Origin of the sequence: Novosphingobium sp. (assembly GCF_027489515.1) — a bacterium.
Classification (GTDB): Bacteria; Pseudomonadota; Alphaproteobacteria; order Sphingomonadales; family Sphingomonadaceae; genus Novosphingobium.
The window spans coordinates 1-19,652 of sequence record NZ_JAIXZS010000116.1 but is presented as its reverse complement, the minus strand read 5'-3'; the positions used below and the strand labels follow the sequence as shown (position 1 = coordinate 19,652).

At 62.9% G+C, this 19,652-nt stretch carries 14 protein-coding genes and 2 pseudogenes; 4 read left to right on the top strand and 12 right to left on the bottom strand.

Annotation, left to right across the window (positions count from 1 at the left end; translation table 11 throughout):
* Window positions 1-105: pseudogene (locus Q0082_RS19955) on the top strand (IS5/IS1182 family transposase); the annotation flags it as partial.
* On the opposite strand, the gene Q0082_RS19950 reads toward Q0082_RS19955, so the two are convergent.
* The 3 genes from Q0082_RS19950 to Q0082_RS19940 are packed head-to-tail and all read right to left on the bottom strand — an operon-like array spanning window position 95 to window position 2,813.
* The gene (locus Q0082_RS19950; RefSeq protein ID WP_298195355.1) at window positions 95-991 is read right to left on the bottom strand and encodes a dienelactone hydrolase family protein; all 897 of its coding nucleotides are present in this window, start codon (window positions 989-991) and stop codon (window positions 95-97) included. The pseudogene Q0082_RS19955 and the gene Q0082_RS19950 sit on opposite strands and share 11 nt — an antisense overlap.
* A 2-nt stretch (window positions 992-993) precedes the next feature.
* A complete protein-coding gene (locus Q0082_RS19945) occupies window positions 994-2,325 on the bottom strand; it encodes an MFS transporter (protein WP_298195354.1) in 1,332 nt (443 codons plus the stop codon).
* Between the two features lie 50 nt (window positions 2,326-2,375).
* Window positions 2,376-2,813: a hypothetical protein gene (locus tag Q0082_RS19940; RefSeq protein ID WP_298195353.1), complete on the bottom strand. Its 438-nt coding sequence runs from the start codon at window positions 2,811-2,813 to the stop codon at window positions 2,376-2,378.
* 218 nt (window positions 2,814-3,031) lie between these two features.
* Between Q0082_RS19940 and Q0082_RS19935 the strand changes: the two genes are divergently transcribed.
* Together Q0082_RS19935 and Q0082_RS19930 are read left to right on the top strand one after the other, a co-directional pair.
* On the top strand, window positions 3,032-3,931 hold the full coding sequence (locus Q0082_RS19935) for a LysR family transcriptional regulator (protein ID WP_298195352.1): 900 nt from the start codon (window positions 3,032-3,034) through the stop codon (window positions 3,929-3,931).
* Window positions 3,932-4,348: 417 nt separating this feature from the next.
* Window positions 4,349-4,987 carry a sigma-70 family RNA polymerase sigma factor gene (locus Q0082_RS19930; protein ID WP_298195351.1) on the top strand — a complete coding sequence of 213 codons (639 nt, stop codon included), beginning with the start codon at window positions 4,349-4,351 and terminating at the stop codon, window positions 4,985-4,987.
* Between the two features lie 129 nt (window positions 4,988-5,116).
* Here the strand turns inward: Q0082_RS19930 and Q0082_RS19925 are convergent, their stop codons facing one another.
* From Q0082_RS19925 to Q0082_RS19900, 6 genes are all read right to left on the bottom strand, one after another.
* Complete coding sequence (locus Q0082_RS19925; RefSeq protein ID WP_298195350.1) at window positions 5,117-9,226, bottom strand: SIR2 family protein; 4,110 nt, start codon at window positions 9,224-9,226, stop codon at window positions 5,117-5,119.
* Between the two features lie 6 nt (window positions 9,227-9,232).
* Window positions 9,233-10,612 carry a hypothetical protein gene (locus Q0082_RS19920; RefSeq protein ID WP_298195349.1) on the bottom strand — a complete coding sequence of 460 codons (1,380 nt, stop codon included), beginning with the start codon at window positions 10,610-10,612 and terminating at the stop codon, window positions 9,233-9,235.
* A 14-nt stretch (window positions 10,613-10,626) separates the two neighbouring features.
* A complete protein-coding gene (locus tag Q0082_RS19915) occupies window positions 10,627-12,162 on the bottom strand; it encodes a S8 family peptidase (protein WP_298195348.1) in 1,536 nt (511 codons plus the stop codon).
* A gap of 44 nt (window positions 12,163-12,206) precedes the next feature.
* Window positions 12,207-13,013: a hypothetical protein gene (locus Q0082_RS19910; protein ID WP_298195347.1), complete on the bottom strand. Its 807-nt coding sequence runs from the start codon at window positions 13,011-13,013 to the stop codon at window positions 12,207-12,209.
* A gap of 278 nt (window positions 13,014-13,291) precedes the next feature.
* Window positions 13,292-13,825 carry a hypothetical protein gene (locus Q0082_RS19905; RefSeq protein WP_298195346.1) on the bottom strand — a complete coding sequence of 178 codons (534 nt, stop codon included), beginning with the start codon at window positions 13,823-13,825 and terminating at the stop codon, window positions 13,292-13,294.
* A 169-nt stretch (window positions 13,826-13,994) separates the two neighbouring features.
* Entirely contained in the window at window positions 13,995-15,635 is a 1,641-nt protein-coding gene (locus Q0082_RS19900) for a LysM peptidoglycan-binding domain-containing protein (protein WP_298195345.1), read from the bottom strand.
* Between the two features lie 630 nt (window positions 15,636-16,265).
* Here Q0082_RS19900 and Q0082_RS19895 point away from each other — a divergent pair.
* Window positions 16,266-17,159, top strand: a complete 894-nt coding sequence (locus Q0082_RS19895) for an alpha/beta hydrolase (protein WP_298195344.1) — start codon at window positions 16,266-16,268, stop codon at window positions 17,157-17,159.
* A gap of 19 nt (window positions 17,160-17,178) precedes the next feature.
* On the opposite strand, the gene Q0082_RS19890 is transcribed toward Q0082_RS19895, so the two are convergent.
* The 3 genes and pseudogenes from Q0082_RS19890 to Q0082_RS19880 form a co-directional block, all read right to left on the bottom strand.
* Window positions 17,179-18,240 (bottom strand): phosphotransferase, encoded by a 1,062-nt coding sequence (locus Q0082_RS19890; RefSeq protein ID WP_298195343.1) that lies wholly within the window; start codon window positions 18,238-18,240, stop codon window positions 17,179-17,181.
* Window positions 18,237-19,418, bottom strand: coding sequence for an acyl-CoA dehydrogenase (locus Q0082_RS19885; protein WP_298195342.1), 1,182 nt, complete (start codon window positions 19,416-19,418; stop codon window positions 18,237-18,239). The genes Q0082_RS19890 and Q0082_RS19885 overlap by 4 nt, the downstream gene beginning before the upstream one ends.
* Window positions 19,419-19,521: 103 nt before the next feature.
* Window positions 19,522-19,652 (bottom strand): annotated as a pseudogene (locus tag Q0082_RS19880) (fructose-6-phosphate aldolase); the annotation flags it as partial.

Here is a 19,652-nt window from a genome sequence, read left to right as displayed (position 1 = left end):
CTCAAGGACTGGCGACGCATCCATACCCGCTACGACCGATGCGCCCACACGTTCATGTCCGCCATCTGCATCGCCGCAACCGTCATCTTCTGGCTCAATCAATGAGTCCTGAGCCTAAGTGAAACGCTGCGCGATCAAAATTTGGCTCGTCCTGGCAAAGAAACCGAGGTGTCTCGGCGCTACACGGTGCTAGAAACGAGAGATGGCTGCCGTTCGGTACATTGTGGAAATCAATGTCTGACGTGAGCAGGCGGCGCACAATAGCAGTGTTGCTTTCGTAAGGGACAGTCTGATCCGCTTCACCTGTCCACAACTGGACCGGAACTCTAACTTGCTTCAATCCGTTTGGCTCGAATGCGAAGCCTAAGCCTGGTGCAGCGATCACCGCAGCAGCAATTCGGTCGTCATGAATGAACTGAGGCGCCTGATCCGCGGCGCGAGGCGCCAGGATCTTGCAAACGAACTCGGGGGATTTGGCGCAGTGGTCCGCCGCCTGCGCGAGATCAGGTTTTCCCCCGATCGAGACAAGTGCGGTCGTCGCTCCCGCGGAAAAGCCGAAGATGCCTATGGCTTTGGGCTTGATACGGCTGTGATCCGGCCACTTCTCAAGCATGTAACTGATAGTCTGGTGAACCTGCCGGGACCGATCAACAAACCAGACTGACTTTCCGACGATAGAGTCGTCCTGGAAATTGTCGCCGGGATGCATCGGAGCGACCACCACAAAGCCCGCAGACGCCAATGCCCTCGCGGTATCGACATGGCTAAGAGGACCCGCTCCTGTTCCATGTGACATGAGGATCATGGGCAGGTTGGTTCCGCTCGCCGGCGACCAGATTACAAGCGGGATCGGAGCGTGCCCTGGGTCCTCCGCAACCGACTGCTGCACTGTCACCGCATCAGTAGCAGAAGAATTGCTTTCCTGCTGCGCTTCGCCGGCAGATGGCGCAGCAATCGCGAAAAGGGCCAGCGCGCAAATCAAGTGCTTCATGATCACTCTCCACCAATAGTCTGAGCCATGACATTTCTCAGTTTCCGAAATCTAGGCTCCGCCCGCTCAACCAATGCAAGACTGCTGATCGCAGCAGCTGCAAAGGCAAACAGGAAGCCAACCGCAAACCCTAGAGTGGGCGCGTTCTGGGTGGACGCCGTGGCGAATAACCACCCCATCAACATTGCGCCTGTGGTTTGTCCAACGACCCGCGCCGTGCCTTGCATACCACCGGCAGCTGCACTGCGGTGCGCCGGTGCAGCGAGAAACAGCGTTCGATTGTTCGGAACCTGAAAGAGCCCGAATCCCAGCCCGCATAGAGCCGCGCCTGCAGCCATCTGCGCGAACATGTTCGAAGTGTGCAACGTAGACAGCAAGAGACCTGAACCGAGAACCATTCCCCCCACGACGCAGAGCAAGGGAGAGCCGAAGCGCTCCGAAACTCGGCCGGCGACCACGCTGGTCGCGGCGACAGTCAGCGGCCAGAGGCTCAAAATGGTTCCTGCGCCCAGTGGCCCACTGCCAAGGTTCAATTGAAGATGGAATGGTAACGCGATCAAACCCGCCGATTGCGCCGTAAAACAGCAGATCGAGGCCGCAACCGAGATGCGCAGAGGACGCAGTGCCAGAAGATCGGTCGGCCAGACCGGTTGCTTGGCATGTCTGCCCCTCAGGATCATCATTGTCGCCGACGCGATCGCCAGCGCTGTGATCGAAATTGCCACCCAACCATGGTCCGCGCCGATCTGTGCCGCCACCATGAAAGCGCAGCAGGTGCCCACGTGGAGGAAGAGGCTCGCGATATCGATGTGAGATGCCCGGCGCCTGTCCACCGGCAAAGCCATTGAAGCGAATAGCGAAACGGCAGCCAGCGGGAGCTTGATCATGAACAGCCAAGGCCACGGCGCGATTGCCACTATGGCTGCTCCGCAGAACGGAGCGGCCGCACCGCACACTGCGACAGTAAGTGCGTTCCAGCCAATAGCCATGCCAAGGCGGTCGGTTCCGAGCGCACTGCGGAGCAGGGCAACACCAAGAGCCATGATCGCTCCCCCTCCAAGGCCCTGGAGCACCCTGGCAATGAGAAGCATCGGCAAATTGACCGCATTGGCGCAGCCAACCGACGCCGCCGTGAACAGCAGGAGACCGGCGATAAACACACGCCGTTCTCCGAACCTTTCTGCCACATGGGCGGATGGCAGCAGGCCAACGACCAGGGCAGCCTGATAGCAACTGACCGCCATAATGATCTGAGCTGGTGCGACGCCAAGGGATCGCGCCAGACTGGGCAATGCGACGTTGATCAGGCCCGCATCGAGCACAACCAGCGCCATCGCGGACAGAACCGCAAGAATGCTTAGGGCGTCCCTTGACCTCCACCGGCTCATGCGATCGGGGCGAACCATTCGCCATCCCGTTCGACAAACCGCGTGATTTGGTGATCGACCTGATCTTCGTGCTTCAAGTCACGCTCGGTGAAACGGAAAACGAGAGCCTGCGGCGTCAGGCACCGCGTGTCATGAATATCGCCGGGCAGATAGGCTTGAGCGTTCCCGGTCTTCAGGACCGTCGTTTCACGCCGAACAAGCCTGTCACCATCCGGACCGGCCACCCGAGCATAGGTTCCAATTTCGAGCTCACCCGACTGCACGGCATAGACGACCCACGCGCGGCCATGGTCGTGGGGAGGTCGGTATAGTCCCCCCTGCTCGGCGTGAGCCAGAAGCATGAAGCTGCCCGGCTCGCGGTGCAACTCGCGCGTTGCGGGGCGCTCCGCAACAAGGGTGGCCAGCCAGTCTTCGGCCTCGGGGCTGGCGGTCAACTGATCGAGATGATCTCGACACTGCCGGACAAGGCGAGTGCTTATCTGTCCCCAATCCGCGCGAACGGCAGCGATAAATCGGTCCAGGCTGCTATTAGTCATCATGCGTCTCCGATGAGTGCGAGACGCGCTTTACGCCGCTTCGGAACCATGCAGAAGACGCATTGGTTGCACGATATCTTTGCGTTTGATGCACTATTGAATTAGGGACCGGCACCGTGTCCGTGCCCGACCTCAATTTGCTTGTCGCACTAGATGTGCTGCTCGCCGAGGGCAGTGTCGTCGGCGCCGCCCGACGGTTGCATCTCAGTCCTTCAGCCATGAGCCGTACGCTAACCCGGCTGCGCGACGTAACCGGCGATCAATTGCTAGTCCGGGCGGGACGAGGCCTCGTTCCAACACCGCGTGCAATAGAAATGGCGGCAATGGTGCGCGAAGTGGTCGAGGAAGCGAGTGCAATTCTTCGGCCGACCGACGGCCTCGAACTCGCAACCCTGCGGCGGATCTTCACTTTGCGAACAAGCGACGGATTTGCCGAAACGTTCGGACCCGCGCTGATCGCCGAGGTCCAGCAAGAAGCACCCGGTGTGCAGCTACGCTTTGTGCGCAAGCTGGATAAGAGCAGTGAAGGCCTGCGTGACGGAAGCATCGATCTGGAGACGGGCGTGGTTGCCGGGACCCTAGGCCCGGAGGTCCGGTCGCATGCGCTCTTCACCGACCGCTATGTTGGAGTGGTTCGCGCGGACCACCCGCTCGCTGGAAAGATCGTCCAACCCACCGACTATGTCGACTGGTGTCATGTTGTCGCATGGCGGCAGGGGTTGGATCTTGGCGGAATAGACGATCTCCTTGCCGCTGCGGGACTTCATCGCACGATAGTTGCAACCGTTGATGGTTTCTCGGCAGCCCTTGCGTTGGCAAGAGACACCGACCTGATCGCCACCGTTCCGGAGCGGCATACTGATGGCCTGAGGTTCGCTTTGGCGACCTTCGAGATGCCTGTTCCGCTTGAGCCGTTTACCGTTGCCTTGCTATGGCATCCACGGCTCGATGCCGACCCGGCTCATCGCTGGTTACGCGAACTCGTGCGCCGCATTTGCCGAGCATCCGACAATTGAACCGTTCAACTCGTGATTCTCTTTCTACCATGAAGCCGCAGTTAATGAGACGACTCAGTCGTTGTCACGATTCGCGCCCCGAAAGACACCAGCCGAGAGTCGGGTTTTGGCAACGAACCCGCCGCTGTGGACATCGCGAGGGAATGGCCGCAAGGTCCCAGAGTCGGTCGAGGCTGGAGGAAGGGCAGCCGTTGCTCTCATCTTGCATGAGGCAGGGTGTGCCTCACCATCGGCGGACGCCGTGCGACGTACGTCCTGTGGGGCCATTGCCACGCTTTGCCGCAATGTGTGCCCACTAACTAAAGTTTCCATCTATCTCGGACTTCAGTATGGTCTTCCGTGCTTGCGTAGTCGCAGACCTGGTTGGCCGCTGTATCTGGAAAATAGTTGCCCGAAACGCTTAGTCAGGACCATCCAATGACGAAACAGATCGAGAGCAATTCCGGCGCGACACAGCACTGCGTCTTGTCCGATGCGGATTTTCACAAGGAACTGGTGGCAGCGATACCGCACTTGCGCGCTTTTGCCCGCAGCCTGTGCGGGCGCCGCGACATGGCTGATGATCTTGCACAGGAAACCATGCTGAAGGCATGGACCGCGCGAGGCCGGTTCCGCGCCGGGACGAGCTTCCGCGCCTGGACGTTCACCATCCTGCGCCACCACTACTTCAGCCAGCTGCGGCGCGAGCGGTTCACGGCCAGCTACGACGAGGTGACCGCCGAGCGCGTGCTCAACCGGCCGGGTGATCAGGAAGCGCGTCTGGAGGCGATCGACGTGCTGCGGGCGCTGGATTGCCTCCCCGCAGCCCAGCGCGAGGTGCTGATCCTCATGGCCATCGGCTCGATGAGCTATGAGGAGATCGCCGAGGTCTGCAACGTGGCGATCGGCACGATCAAGAGCCGCATCGCCCGCGCCAGGGCCGCACTCTCAGCCATTCTCGAGCACGGTGTTCTGCCCGATGCGCGTCATCACTTCGTGCTGGAGGGTGAAGTGCTCGATGCCTTTATGGCGCGATTTCGGGCCGTTGCCCCCGCGCACCAGAGCCGCGCCGCCTGATCGGATGCGGCGAACTCCATCTGTGGCCCGGCCCGCTCATCCCCCCATCTGCCCGAGCGGGTCGGCCCCAGGTCCTTCGGCGGCGCTGCCTTGTAGCGCCGCCGAAGGTTCCCCCCGGCGCCGACGCCATCAGGTCTGGCGCCGCTCGGCGGCATCGAGCAGTTCCGTGATTGCCGAGATCGGCGGTATCTGGTCCAGCGTGCGTTCGGCATGGCGGATGGCCTCGTAATAGCGCAGGCGGCTGCCGATCCGAATCGCTGTGCTGGCGAGGTTCTTGGCCGTGATCGGATGGCCGCGGCTCGCCATGATATTGGCCATGACCGAGCGCAGGATGATCTTGCGCAGTTCCATTCCGAAGCGGGTGGCGATCATGATCGCATCGGACACGGCGCTGAGCGCGCCCTCGTGATCGCCCGATATCAGCCGCGATTCCGCGATGCTGATCCCGGCCTCTACGCGCACCCGGTTGACGTCGGTCTGCAGGGCATAGCGCTGGGCGTCTTCCAGCTGGCGGCGAGCCAGCCGGCGGGACACCACGTCGCCATCCGGCAGCGAAAGCGCGATCGTCGCCTCGATGATCCGCAGCCGGTAAATCAGATCCATCTGGCGCGAGGCGAGGGCTAGATCCATCGCGGCAGACAGCGCGCGCTGGCTCTCGGCGATGCGTTGCTCGCTGATCAGCAGCATGATCCGCAAGCGGCGGAAATAGACTTCCGCACGCACTTCCCCCAGCTCCGAGAGCTTCGTGATCGCCGCGTCGTAGTCGGCATGGGCAGTAATCTTGTCACCCTGCAGATCCGCCGCCCAGCCGCGGTAGCCAGTCGCCACGGCGATTGCGAGCTCATCCTCCCGGCTGACCGGAACCCCTGTGGCCGCGTCCTGTTCGACCTTCGGATCCACACCGATGCGGCCGGTTTCACTGACCGCGATGATCTCCTCGATCTTGCGCAAGGCCAGCGAGATCTCGCCGCTTTCGAGGTCCAGCGTGAGCTGGTTGAGCCTGATCCGCCGCCAGTTGTGCGATCGGTCGCTCCGCTCGACATGCTGCCGGTTGATCTCCAGCGCCCGCAGGAACGAAGCCCGGGCCTCGTAGAGATCGCCCATCGCCAGCCGGATCACGCCGCGCTCATTGTGCAGCCACACCAGTTCGTCGGCATAGAGCGGTTCAGTGTCGCCGAACTGTTCGGTGAATGCGGCCCCGAAATGGTCGCGCAGTGCATCTCTTGCCATGGCAACCTTGCCATAAGCATCGATGATCGCATCGAGCCGCTCGGCATGTTCCAGCAGGATGCCGTCACGATCTTCAAGCACGAGGCGATCGACCACATCCAGCGTCAGCAAGTCCGTGGTGGTGTAGTAGCCTCGGATCAGCGCCAGCGCTGCCCGCAGGCATTGCGCGTTTGCGGGCGAGACAAGCGTCTGCAACTCCCGCACCATATCGCGCGTGGGTGTCTTGCCGCGGGGATGTTCGCGCGAGGCCGCGCGATTTTCATGCGGCATCAGGGTTGTGCTGATGCTCTGCAAGGCTTTGCGATCCTCCTTGCGCAGCGGTGGCGCTTTCTCGCGGGCCATGTCGCGATAGGCGCCCAGCAGATGATCGACCATCATGCCCAGCTCGTCATGAATGTCTGGCTCGGGAATGAAGCCATCGACGGGCTGCGCGACGTAGAGCGACATGTTGAACGCGGTCGACAGTTTCGCTTCGGACAGCGGCACCGAGAACCGGGCGCGCAGTTCAGTCAGAAGCATGCGGGGCAGAGTGAAGCGGGCCTCTGATTCGGTGTGATGGCCCCGTGGGCGATAGCCGCGCAGTTCCAGAACGAGACCCAGTGTCTTAAGTTCCTTGAGCAGATCACCCAGCATGGCGATCGGATCGGGGGGCTCGCTGCCTGATGCTGCCCGCGATGGCATCGCCGCGGCTTCCGCAAGCCTTGCATGAATGCGCGGGACCCAGCGCAGAACGGCAATCTCGGCGGGCAGGCCGATGAAGGCTAGGGCCCGGAGGATTTCCATGGTCAGCGCGAGCGATTCATCGCCCACCACCTTGGCCAGCACCGCAGGGTCCAGATAAAGATCGAAGAAGGCGCGCCGCAGTTCCGGCATGTCTCCACTGATCCGGGCCGCGGATGCGGCGTCAACCCGCTGCCGGGCCTGTTCGAGAATGCGGTAACGCCCTGCCGCTATCCGCTGGACCGGATGTTCCCCCGCAGTTTTCAAGGCTTTCCCGAATGCGTGCCGGATGGTTTCCAGCCGCTGGACCGGGATGACCTCTTCGGTTCGGCTCGGCTCGAGGCCAAGCTCGTCGGCTTCGATCACCTCGACGCCGAGTGTCTTCACCAGATAGCCGCGCGCGCGCGCCGTGCCGAGCAGGACCAGCCTGAGGCAGGGGATCTTTCCGGATGCGACCAGCTGCAGCAATTCGTGCAGTTCCGCGCTCAGCATCTCGCCCCGCACGCTAAAGAAGCGCTCGGACCCGTTGAGCACGATCAGCAGCGTCTTCTCGTTATAGTCCTTCAGCTTGCGGAAGAACTCACTCCGGCTCATCCGCGGCCGATGGCCATGCGCGCTGTCGGAATAGGTCCGGATGGTGCGCATGCTGACAAAACGGGTGACCGCATCGAGCAGACTGTCGGTATCGAAGCTGAAGCTGCCGTTGATCAGCATGGTATCGGCGGGATCGATCCTGAGCGCGCTCGATTCATGCGCGAGCTTCCAGGCAAGCGAGCCTTTGCCGCTGCCCTGCCGGGCAATGATGCCAGTCAGCCGGCCACTATGCCTCAGCCGATCGACGAGGGCGGCAAGTGCCGGTGCGTCCGCCTGTGGCTCGGCCTTGCCGAGTTCGACCTCCCAGACAATCGCCGGCCCGCTGCCCGATTCTGCCTTGCTCATGTGGCGCCAGTATGCGCCGCCGGTATAGGCCTCGCGGGCGCCGACCCGCCGCGCGTGTTCCGGCAGGGCATTGATGAGGCGCGTGAGTTTTTCGGCGGTTTCGGCCTTGGGCTTGGCAAGCCGGTCGGCCGGCAAGTCGGTATCGAAGATCGTCAGGATGCCAAGCCGGTGGAGCCAATCCAATCGGCGCATTTCAAGCCGGCTGCGCGCCTCCTTCTCCCTGACCTCGTCCTTGCTTTCTAGGTCGAGGCGGTCTTCCTCGTCCGCATTCCACAGCAGGAAGGCCGGCGCGGTGCGCTGATAGGGGCTGCTGCTGACGAAGTCCTCCAGCGTACGGTTCAGCTCGCCTTCGGACATGCCCATGCCCACGAACAGGATCGGATTGCCGCCCATCATGATGCGCTGGGCAAATTCGAAGGGCATCTTGGAAAGGCCGCTGCGCCGGTAAAGCTTGTCGTAGTCGCGGTAGCTCAGGATCATCGATTCCGCGTTACAGGCCCGGCCGTGCAGATGCATGATGTGGTGGTCCACATCATCGGCGCCGATCGCGAACTCGAGCAGCCGGTCGATCCGCTCGCGGTTGAGGATATCGCTTTCGATGGCCTGGCCTGCCGGCATGACCCGGCGGATCCGTCCGCTCGAAAGCTGCCATTCAAACACCTCGTTCGCGCTGTTGGCGCGAAGCTGGCACAGCGCTCCGAAGGGATTGGCCGTATCCGCTGCCGGAAAATCGGCCAGCATGAGCCGCCGTTCCAGTTCGAAGTCGTAGTTCAGCGTCGCAAACCGCGAGACGCCGAGGCCCCGCAGGAGCGGCTCGAGCACATTCTCGTCCGGATTGGCGGACTTCTCCTGATGCGGCTTGCGGAAATACTGTGCAATCGCGATCGATAGCAGATCGAGCGGTCGGCGCGCAGTATCAAGTTCCCAGTCGCCGCACTGCCGGGTCATGTTCATGCGCTTCGTATCGGGCGCCAGCAGCACTTCCTCGAGCAAGCTCAGGCCCACGCGCACATCATAGCGCTTGTTCTTCTCTGATGTCAGAAAATCGCTGAAATCATTTATCTTTTCGTTCTTTGCACGCATTGCCGTGTCGGGCTTCGCGATAATCTCCAGTTCTGCCAATACGGAATTCCATGCCTCGCCGGAATCGACCGCCGCCTGCGCAACACCAGCAAGGCGGCTATAAGCGCTGACGAGGTTGCGCCAGGAGCCATAGCCATAGGGCTGCGTCGTCAGCGATCCGGTAAAGGCGATCAGTCGCCCCGAGCTCAGTGCGCGGTGGAACTCCAGCAAGGCCCGCTGTGCTAGCTTGGCATCGTTGAGATAGTTGCGCTTGAGAAAGTTGGCCACGGCGGATCAGCGCACCGCAGCCCAGACCAGCGCGGCAACTTCCGGGTTGGCGACATCCCAGTGCTCTCTGATAATGGCATCGGCGAGCACGTTGTTGACTTTGCCGCCCGCCAGCACCGGCGCAGCCGCCGCCGCCGGATTGTTGCTCGGTGCGAGCAGCGGCTTGCCGTTCTGCAGCACGGCAACGTGCGCCTTGTCCTCGCCGGGCTTGAGCGAAAGCGCTCCGTTGGCACCAATCCCGCCATAGGGATCATTCGGCCCGCCAAGGTAGTTTTGCGCGATTTGCACGAAGTCGGAGGCGACCGTGCCCGAAAGGGCGGAGGCAGCAGGATAGGCAAATCCGACGGCGGTATCCCGCCGCGTGTGCGTCACCAAGACAGGGCCGGTGATCCGCTGCTGGGCGATCACCTTGCGGAACGCGCCGTCCTGCAGAGCGCCGCCTTGTCGCGCATTGCTGACGCCAAGGCCGTTGTGCGAAAACGCCCCCTGAAGCAACGATAGCGATGCCGGACGCAGCGTTGCCATCTCGTTTGCCAGCGAGGTCACCAGCCGAGCGCCGAAACTGTGACCGATCAGATGGACGCGGATAGTGGAGCCTGCCGCCTGCTCGACAACCGGTGCAAGCGCCTTGCCGATCACGCCCGCGCGGGCCTTCATCTCGTAATAGGTGGTGTAGTTGAGAGCAGTGGCAATGGCAGCCCTGCCGCCGGTGAAGACGCGCTGCACCTTCTTCACTATCTCTCTCAAGCCAGCCGCCTCGCCGTCGCCATGGGCAGGCTCCAGAGTATTGTACTGCGCTGGAACGGTCGCCGTGCTTTTCAGATCCGCAACGAATTGCGATCCCTTCGTCTTGAGCAGACGTTTGTGCTCGTCCGCAATGGTCGGGTCGGCAGTCAGCTTGTCCCGAAGTTGCTTCATGAAGTCAGTGGCAAACGGCCCGCCGCTGGCACCTTTGAGTGCGGCGGCGACGAACGTGCCCTCGTCGCACTGCAGCACGTCTGCGATCTCGGCCGCATAGGCTTTGAGCATGTCGCCAGGCAGATCGTTGTCCTCGAGGCCGAGCGCGCCGCCAGCTGGCGCGGCTGCTTCCGCAGCGCTGTCCGGAAGCAGGCTCAAGTCCGGCTGGAAGCGAAAGGCAGGCCAGAATACGCCGGCAACAGCCCAGGACCGGCTGCCGTCCGTGAAGTGCCCTCCCGCGGCCTGCTGTAGGTTGCCGATCAAGGTTCCGTAGAGCTTGAGCGCATCGTTTACGTCATTGCGCCAGCCGTGGCTGATCACGATGAGATCGGTCGTTCCGGTCGGTAGGGTCAGGCTGCCGACACCCGAAAGAGCGCCACTCTTGTCTGCTGCGAGTCGGATGAACGGAAGGTTGGCAAGCGTTTCCATGGATCGTCTCCCCGTCACACCGATTGGATCGCGCGCATCATGTCGATCAGTCCGGCGCCCTGGAATTCGCGGGTGCGGCCAAGATCGGTGCATGTGCTCATGAACACCCGCTTCACCTCATCAGGGCGGCCGATGAATTCGTTCTGGACGGAGAGAAACGCGGCAACCGCGCCGGCAACGTGCGGTGCTGCCATGCTGGTTCCGGTGTCCTCCCGGTAGCAGGCGCTTGCGCGGTTCCAACCATCAACGTTGTTCTTGGCCAGTATGCGCTCCGCGACCGCACGCGGCGTGCACGAAAGGATGCGTTCGCCCGGTGCAAGCAGATCGGGCTTCATCCGTCCGTCTGCTGTCGGGCCGCGTGAGGAGAAGTACGACACGCCATAGAGATGCGGGGATTCGCCATGCGTCGACCCTACCGTGATCGCTGCTTCCGCATTGCCCGGATCGTTGATCGACTGTGCGAGCCCGATGCGCTTTTCTCTGGTTGATCCGCCGAACTGCATCTTGATGGAACCATCGTTCCCGGCGGCTGCAACCACGACGACACCGCTGCGCACCAATCGCGTGACAGCTACGCAAAGCGGGCTCTGGCCAGCGGCATACCATTCAGCCTCGAAGGGGTATCCCAGACTCAGGTTAAGGCAGTGGACCTTCGTTTTTCGGCCTGAATCATTGAGATCGAAGACATGCTCCAGCGCGGCAATCAGATTGCTGGCATGGCCGCTGCCGTCTCCATCCAGCACCTTAAGGCTCAGCAACTTCGCTTCCGGCGCTACGCCTCGAAGTTCGACCGGCTCGGTATTGTCGCGGGGGACCGTGATCGTACCACCTTCGTCGCCGGGGGCCTCCTCATCCACGACATGCTGCTCGCGAAGGACCGTCACCGCGCCTTCCTTCTTGGCGCTGAAGCAGCCAGCAATGATACCGGCCACGTGAGTACCATGCCCGTATTCATCGACCAGCGCCGAAGCGCCGTCTTCCGCCGCATCGTCAGTAAAGTCGCAGTGTTCGAGCCCGTCCGGCAACTTTTCGAGATTGGCAAACTTCTTGAAATGCTCGTGATCCCCATCGATTCCGCTGTCTGCCACAGCGACAACGATATCGCGGCCGTGTGAGCCGAATGTTGCGAGACAGGCATCGGCCTTGATCGTGCGCAGAGGCTTGCCGGCAAAAGGCCTGAGCTTCGGATCGGCCCAAACCTTGTAGATGGGGAAATGCGTTGATTTCGTCTCGCGCCTGAGGCGGTCGAGCGTCATCAATTCATCGCGAGTCAGTGCCACGAACAGGTTCAGCTTGCTCTTGGAAGCAGCTGCCCTCGTAATCCGGTCGGCGTCGACATTCGCCTTCTTCAGTTCTTCAAGAGCCTTCTCTTTGGCTTTCCCGAGACCGCCCGGATACATGTTGTTGAGTTCCGCGATGACCCTGGCGAAAGCGCCCGTCGCATACTCCGCGAAATGCGTGACCAGATCCGGCAACACCAGGTAATGCGCCGATTGCTGCCGCAACTTGTCGCGCGGATTGCCCGTTTCGATGTCGTCTTCGTCTGCCATCGCCTTGCCTCCCTCGATTGCGCCGCACCCCTGGTCGCGCCGTGTCAGACCGGTGCGTCGACCAGCTGCGTGAGCGGACCATCGAACAGTTTGCGCTCGACGGCGGGCGAGGCGAGGCTGAGGGCCACATCGCCCGCCTTGACCGGGCGGAACACGAGATCGAGTTCGCCATCGTGGTTGCTGTCGCCCGCCGAAAGCTCGATCGCCACGAAGCCGAACGCGAGACTGGTATCGCCCTTGTAGCTGACCGCGGTGTTGCTGCTTCCCTCTGCCGCGACGCCAACCTTCCCGCCGACGATGCCCTTGATCACCGGGATATCCAGACCCAGTGACGCCTTGTGCTCGTCGAACGCGGTGACGCTGATCTGCGGTGAGCGGACAACTTCGGTCAGCACATAGAGATTGCCATCGCCGAAGAGATAGCGGGAGAGGATCGGGTGGTTCCAACGAACCTTTCCTTCGCTCAGAAAATCACCGATCTGGATAGCATTGGCGCGGTCCCGGGTGACATCGGCAAAGGCGAATTCCAGCCGCTTGGCGTTGCTGTACGCAGCGTCGATGCCCAGATTTCCGCCCATCGCGGAAATGATTCCGCCGAGAATGTTGAGCCCGATCTCGACCGGCAGCTTGCTGGAGCGCTCTCCATTGATATTGGCTGCCACGCTCGAGACGATGGTGGGCAAGGGGGCCGAATTGGGCTCGATCAGCTGATCAAGCGTCCCGATCAGCGCGCGCTGGCCGTTCGCTTCGCCCAGCAGGGCCAGCGGCGCTATGCCATCACGCGGCTGCAGGATCGTGTTGAGCCCGAGATTGCGCAGATAGTTGACCGAGCGATCGACACACAAGCCCATGGGCACATCTCCCGTGAAATGGACAAAGGCAGACGCAACACTCCCAGTCACGGAGGACTGGCGCACCGCCTTACATTAATATTACCAAGGGATTTACTTGATCCGAAATTCACGAATGTCTTCCGACCCTGCAGCGGAAACTTCGATTATGGATTGATTCGGACCCGATGAAATGGTCTGCTCCAACTCGAATGAAGTCAAGCCAGTTTAGGCGGCGAAGTGTCGGTAAATTTTGTAAGAGTGTTCGTTGTGGATGCACGCGGATTCACTGTTCCCGTTCACCGACTATAGTCACTCGCGTGCAGGGGTTGATTCGTTTCGACCCTTTCCCTGCGGGGAACCGACTTGAAGCGCTGCAGCAATAGCACGCTGTCGTCAAACCAGGTCATTACCATCCGGTCTTCGCCCAGCCGCGCGATGTAGGCCGTGCCCACCACGCCCGGTCCCCACCGTCCGCCGTCGTCGCAGTCGATCCCGGCGACGGCCGGTGCTGCGCTGCCAGCCCCCATCCGCTGCAGCGCGCCAGCCACACGCTGGCGGAGCGCGGCATCTCCGACCGGGGTGAGTTGGGGTCCCGAGCAGATGTCGTTCCCGGGCAGTGCCGGGTCCGGACGGTAGCCCCAGTTCATCTGCTCGCGGCTCACTTCCAGCACGGCCCTGACCATCCGCCTGCCATCGAGGCCGGGCACCGCGCGGCGCGCGCTTTCTGCCGTGTCAACCTGTTCCACCCGCCACAGGCCAGCCAGCGTCTCGACCGCGGTGTCCGCCGTCGGGGCAAGCGCAGAGGCCGCTGGCGCCGGAAGCGCGGCCACAGGCGCGGCCGCGGCAAGGTCCGCCGGCTCCGGGGCGATACTTGCAGCGGCTGCGGTCTGCGGTGACGCCGCCTGCTTGGGGCTGCCGCCGCATGCCACCAGCGCGAGCACCGCGACGGGCGGAAACGCTGTTCGCCAGGACAGACTCTGCAGTCTGGGCCGCTTTGCGTCAGCCGGCATTGATGAGGATATAGCTCAGGCTCCGCTGCCGGCCGGCGAGGGCAAGCAGTTTCGCGAAGTTGTCGGGCGGCAAGGTCTGGCATCCGGCCGATCCGGTGAAGGTGGTGCCACCCTTGTGAATGTACATCGTGGTCCCGGCGTTGCTCGGACGGCTTGGGTCGCCCTGTTCGTCGGCGGTGAACTGGCCATCGTGGTTGCAGTCGCGATCGACGATCTGGATATCGCGCGCGCGCCAGATGCTGCCGAGATGCGGATGCTGTTCGGGGCGGTAGTGGTAGACGCCCGGCCGTAGCCGCCCGAGATCCTTGCGCCCGTCGCCGTCGAAATCGACGTCCGAGCCGCGGTTGGCCCGCTCGTGGCCGGCAGCATAGGCGCCGGCGGGCTCGGTATTGCCCTTCAGCCGCTGCACCCGGATGCTGGTTCCTTCCTTCCACATCAGGATCATTGGATCATCATAGGCGCCAAGCTCCGCTTGTTTCCAGTTGGTCGGATTGCGCAAGGCAATCAAGACCTTCTGGCCCATCGCAAAGTCAGCCCGTGCCTCATCATCGCCATACCGCTCGAGCAGTTCGTTGACATCGGCATCGCTCAGGCGCGAGGCCGCGCGCTCCAGCAGATCGTCTTCTCCGGCTTGCGGCACGGACTTGGCGGCTTCGACGATCTGCCGCCCCGCCACTTCCGCCTTGAGCATGGCCTGCGCATCTATCCGCTCGGCGCGGAACCTGGCCGCGACCCCGTCCTGCACTTGCGCCGAATTGCGGCTGAAATGGACGAGGACGCCGTTCTCGTCACGCCGCCCGCGCTCAAGATAGACCGCATCGATCAGCCGGCTGTCGAAATCCGGATGATCGGCGCCAATGCCGAGAGCCTCGATCGCGCCGGTCATGATCGAGGAATTGCCCCCGTGCTGCACTGCCGTCGACCACACAACATCGCGCAGCGCAGCCGACTGCTGGGCGACGTCGACCCCGGTTGCCTCGCGGATCAGCTTTGCCTGTACATCATAGTGCGTGCGCCGGATGTACTCGTGCTGCGCCGCGCCGAACCTTACGCCGTCTTCGGCGGCGATCTGCTTCCACATGGCGGTGAAGGCTGGTGTGCCTTGCTGCAGGCCAGCAAAGCGCTGTGCCCAGGGCTGGCCTTCACGGGCAAGAAACTCGGCGGGACGGCCGAGCTTGCTGGCGAGCTGGTATTGCCCATACGAAACGCCGCCGCGGTCGCCCTGACCGCCGGAGACGGTCCCCGGTCCGCGATTACCTGACTCATACTTGGCCGAGAGGCTTCCAAGCATATGATCCGGCGGTGGAACCGGTCCTGCCGCGGGGGAGGTTGAGGGTATCACTACGCCCTTGCCGCCGACGTCGGTGGTGGTATCCACCCCGTTGGCCTTGACAATCTGGTCTGCCGGCACACCCGTGCGCGCCGCGAGATCCTGTACCGTGCTGCCAGCAGGGGCGACCTTGAAGCTTTCGCTGACCTGACGGACTCGCAGGACCTGGCCGATGCGGATGCGGTTGGCATTAATGATGCCGTTGAGTGTCATCAGCGCCTGCCGGGTCAGTCCGAAGGCCTTGGCAATCCCATCGAGTGTATCCCCGCGGCGGACTGTATATGTCTGAAAGATTGCCATAAAGATCCGTCTCCCCCAGTATTGATCATGTCATGGTGAGGCGTTCTTGTTCCTCATGTCCCGAGGATTAAGGACAGTGTCATGCGGGACAAGAGAGAGCAATTGTTACCCCAGAATCATCGCAGTTTACACGAGAAGAAAGCGGGGGGGAAGGTCGAGCAGTACCTTAATTATGACAAATGCTATGCAGATCGAAGTACATGGTGAACGACCGCGCAAGCATAGTCCCGACTACCAGAATAGAGATAGGGCTGATTCTCGATGCAGCTCCACCGTTTGAGCAGAACATCTGGCGGTTATTTGTGCTCGAGGGTCGGCTGATTTTTCGATGCACGGCTAGGGTCGTCCACTCCCTGCGCTGCCGCGCGCTGGCTTGGATGGTAACCCCGACAGGCTGTGCAATGCGGGTTTAAGCTTGTGCCCTGGTCTTGCAGCCGTCGGACTCCGGTGCATGCGCGGTGGGGCAGGACAGGAAGGCGGCAATGCTTCATGCGCGGCCGGATGAGGGCATGCAGCCAGGCCTCCGAGCCGCCCCGGCTGGCGGGCGATTGGCGAGCCCGGCACGATGCTCTACAGCGCGTCCGGGCCGATATCTCCATCACTGCCCGCCCACGATGAAGGTCGCTAGAAATGAGCCCTGTTTCCCCCGGCGTGACAGCCGATGCCTTGCAGATAACATCGCGCCGGATCGTATCGAGCGATCAGCTCGTGCTGGTTGCCGATGATCTCGGTCCCGAAGCGGCGCCTGCGGTGATCCTGCTGCACGGCGGCGGACAGACGCGCCACAGCTGGTCCGGCGCGGCGCGAGCTCTCGCCCAGCGTGGGTACCGGGTGATCAATTTCGATGCGCGCGGGCATGGTGAGAGTGACTGGTCGGAGACCGGTGCCTATTCGCTCGACGACCGTGTCGCCGATCTCGAGGCGATCGTGGCGGAGATCGACCAGCCCTTCGTGCTTGTCGGGGCGTCGCTCGGCGGGGCGACCTCGATCCACGCGGCGGCCCGGTCGCTCCAGCCGGCCGGGATCGTCCTCGTCGATATCGTGCCCCATCCGGAGAGCGAGGGGATCAGCCGCATCGTCACGTTCATGCGCGCCAACCCGGACGGCTTTGCGACGCTTGACGAGGCGGTAGACGCGGTGGCGGCCTACAACCCGGAGCGCCCCCGGCCGCGCGATCCGAGCGGCCTCCTGCGCAACTTGCGCCGGCGCGAAGATGGCAGGCTCTACTGGCACTGGGACCCCCGGATCGTCGCGTCGCGCCCACAGGATCTCCACGAACTGGTGCGCCAGTCTGCAACGAAACTGGCCGGGACCGGCCTTCCGGTGCTCCTCGTGCGCGGTCTCAAGAGCGATGTCGTGAGCGATGCCGGTGTCGCTCGTTTCCGCGAACTGGTCCCGGATCTTGAAGTCGTCGACGTCGGCGGCGCCGGGCACATGGTCGCCGGTGATCGCAATGATGCCTTCAACGACGCGGTGATGGCGTTCCTCGACCGGCATATGCCGATCGGCCAGACCAGGCTTTAGACCGCCTCGGGCCTGCGCCTCAGCGGCATTTCGCCATGGCTTCGCAGGCCAGCGCGGCGAGGCGCGGGAGGGCTTCGGCGCGCTCGCGTGCCTGCGCGTTGCTAGCGGTGCCGCGCAGCACGCGGCCCTTGATGCCGTGCATGATGGCAGCCAGCCGGAAGAAGTTGAACGCGAGGTAATAGTCCCAGTTGGGGATGCTTGTCCGGCCCGTCCGCGCGCAGTAGGACGCGATGTACTCTGCCTCGGTCGGCAGACCAAGCGGCACTGGGTCCGCGCCGCCAAGCCCCGCCACGATGTCGCCCGGCATGCGGTACATCATCGCGTGGTAGGAAAAGTCGGCGAGGGGATGGCCCAGCGTCGAAAGCTCCCAGTCGAGCACCGCGAGCACGCGCGGTTCGGTTGGGTGGAAGATCATGTTGTCGCAGCGGAAGTCGCCGTGGACGATTGATGTCTCATCACCCTCGGGGATGGCCGTCGGCAGCCATTCGACCAGCGCGTCCATGTCCGGCAGACGGCCGGCAAGCTCGTCGTCGAGGTACTGCTTGCTCCAGCGTGTGATCTGGCGTGCGAAGTAGTTGCCCGGCCGGCCATAATCCCCGAGGCCCACGGCCTCCACGTCCACCGAATGCAGCGCCGCGATCACGCGGTTCATCGCATCGAAGTAGGCCGCACGCTCGCCCTTGGGTACTTCGGTGAAGGCCGCATCCCAGAAGATCCGGCCCTCGACCATGTCCATCAGGTAGAACGCGCTGCCGATGACGCTCTCGTCCTCGCACACGGCGAAGATGCGGGCGACCGGCACGTCGGTGGAGGCCAAGGCCTGCTGCACGCGCGCTTCGCGCAGCACGTCGTGCGCGCCTTTCAGCAGCGGCCCCGGCGGCTTGCGGCGCAGCACATAGCGCTGGCCGGGCGTGGTCAGCCGATAGGTCGGGTTAGACTGCCCGCCGTTGAACTGCTCGACCTTGAGCGGCCCAGCAAAGCCTTCGACGTTTGCCGCCATCCACGCAGCCAGCGATGCCTCGTCAAACGCGACGCGGACCTTGCCCGCGCCGCTGTTGGCTGCCGCCAGGTCTGCGGTCATTGCGCCGCCTTCCAGTCACGGCGCAGCTTCTTGGCGAGGCTCCACTTGTGGACCTCGGTCGGGCCGTCATAGATGCGGAATGCGCGGACTTCGCGGAACATCGTCTCGACAATCGTCTTGTCGGTCACGCCCAGGCCGCCCATCACCTGCACGCACTTGTCAGCAATCCGCATCAAGGCTTCGGAGACCGCGACCTTGGTCATCGAGCTTTCGACGGTGCCGAGCGAGCCGGTATCGAGCACCGAGGCGCACCAGTCGATCATCAGCTCGCACTGCTTGATGTCGATCATGTTCTCGGCGAGCATGAAGCCCACGCCCTCGTGATCGATCAATGTCTTGCCGAAGGCCATGCGGAGGTTTGCATAGTCGGTCGCGATTTCCTGCGCGCGCATGCAGCCGCCCAGCCAGCGCATGCAGTGCGAGAGCCGCGCGGGGGAAAGACGGATCTGCGCATACTTGAAGCCTTCGCCCGCATCGCCCAGCATCTGGTCTGCGGGCACGCGCAAGTTGTCGATGGTGATTTCGGCATGGCTGCCGGGCATCGAGCTGTCGATCGTATTGGGCACGCCGGTGATCTGTATCGCCGGGTCCGGCAGGTCGACGAGGAACATGCAGGCGCCGCCCTTGCTGTCCGGATCTTCGGACTTCGCCATCACGATGCCGACTTTCGCGCCCTCGGCCCCGGTGATGAAGCACTTCTTGCCGTTCACCACCCAGTGATTGCCGTCCTTGCGGCAGGTCGTCAGCATCATCGAAGGGTCCGCGCCCGCGCCATTGAGCTCTGCGGGTTCGGTCATGAAGAAGGCCGAGCGCGCGCGGCCCTCGACAAGCGGCTTCAGGAAGCGTTCCTTCAGATCCGGGCTGCCGACATGGCCGATGAGGTACATGTTGCCCTCGTCCGGCGCCTGGGTGTTGCAGGCCAGCATGCCAAGCGGGGTGAGGCCCGACTTGATCAGGATCACCGCCGTCTCGCGCTGGTTGAAGTGGCTGCCGTCGGGTCGGATGTGCGGAGTGAGCACGCCCGCTGCGCGCGCCAGTTCGCGCATCTCCATGACGAGTTCATCCGTCGGCGCACCGTGGTGATCGCGGCGCGGGTCCTGCTCGTAGGGAAAGATCTTCTCCCGAACGAACGCCTCAACCTTAGCCGCCATCTCCAGCGCTTCGCTGCTGATCGTCATTGGGGGACCTTTCCGGGGAAATCGAAAGTGATGCGCGCTCCCCATGCGGGCCGCGCAGGCACGAATCAACTCCCCGGATTAGATAAGTGCGGGCGCTCCGATCTCAGGTAATCGACTGCCCGGTCTTGGCCCAGTCCGCAAGGAAGCCCTCGATGCCCTTTTCGGTCAGGACATGCTTGAACAGGCCCTTGATTACGGCGGGGGGCGCGGTGATCACGTCGGCGCCGATCTTGG

Coding starts and splice junctions, on each gene's coding strand:
- Q0082_RS19895 (WP_298195344.1), top strand. CDS start 16,266: ATGAGCCCTGTTTCCCCCGGCGTGACAGCCGATGCCTTGCAGATAACA.
- Q0082_RS19945 (WP_298195354.1), bottom strand. CDS start 2,325: ATGGCGCTGGTTGTGCTCGATGCGGGCCTGATCAACGTCGCATTGCCC.
- Q0082_RS19950 (WP_298195355.1), bottom strand. CDS start 991: ATGAAGCACTTGATTTGCGCGCTGGCCCTTTTCGCGATTGCTGCGCCA.
- Q0082_RS19900 (WP_298195345.1), bottom strand. CDS start 15,635: ATGGCAATCTTTCAGACATATACAGTCCGCCGCGGGGATACACTCGAT.
- Q0082_RS19890 (WP_298195343.1), bottom strand. CDS start 18,240: ATGACCGCAGACCTGGCGGCAGCCAACAGCGGCGCGGGCAAGGTCCGC.
- Q0082_RS19885 (WP_298195342.1), bottom strand. CDS start 19,418: ATGACGATCAGCAGCGAAGCGCTGGAGATGGCGGCTAAGGTTGAGGCG.
- Q0082_RS19930 (WP_298195351.1), top strand. CDS start 4,349: ATGACGAAACAGATCGAGAGCAATTCCGGCGCGACACAGCACTGCGTC.
- Q0082_RS19915 (WP_298195348.1), bottom strand. CDS start 12,162: ATGGCAGACGAAGACGACATCGAAACGGGCAATCCGCGCGACAAGTTG.
- Q0082_RS19910 (WP_298195347.1), bottom strand. CDS start 13,013: ATGGGCTTGTGTGTCGATCGCTCGGTCAACTATCTGCGCAATCTCGGG.
- Q0082_RS19920 (WP_298195349.1), bottom strand. CDS start 10,612: ATGGAAACGCTTGCCAACCTTCCGTTCATCCGACTCGCAGCAGACAAG.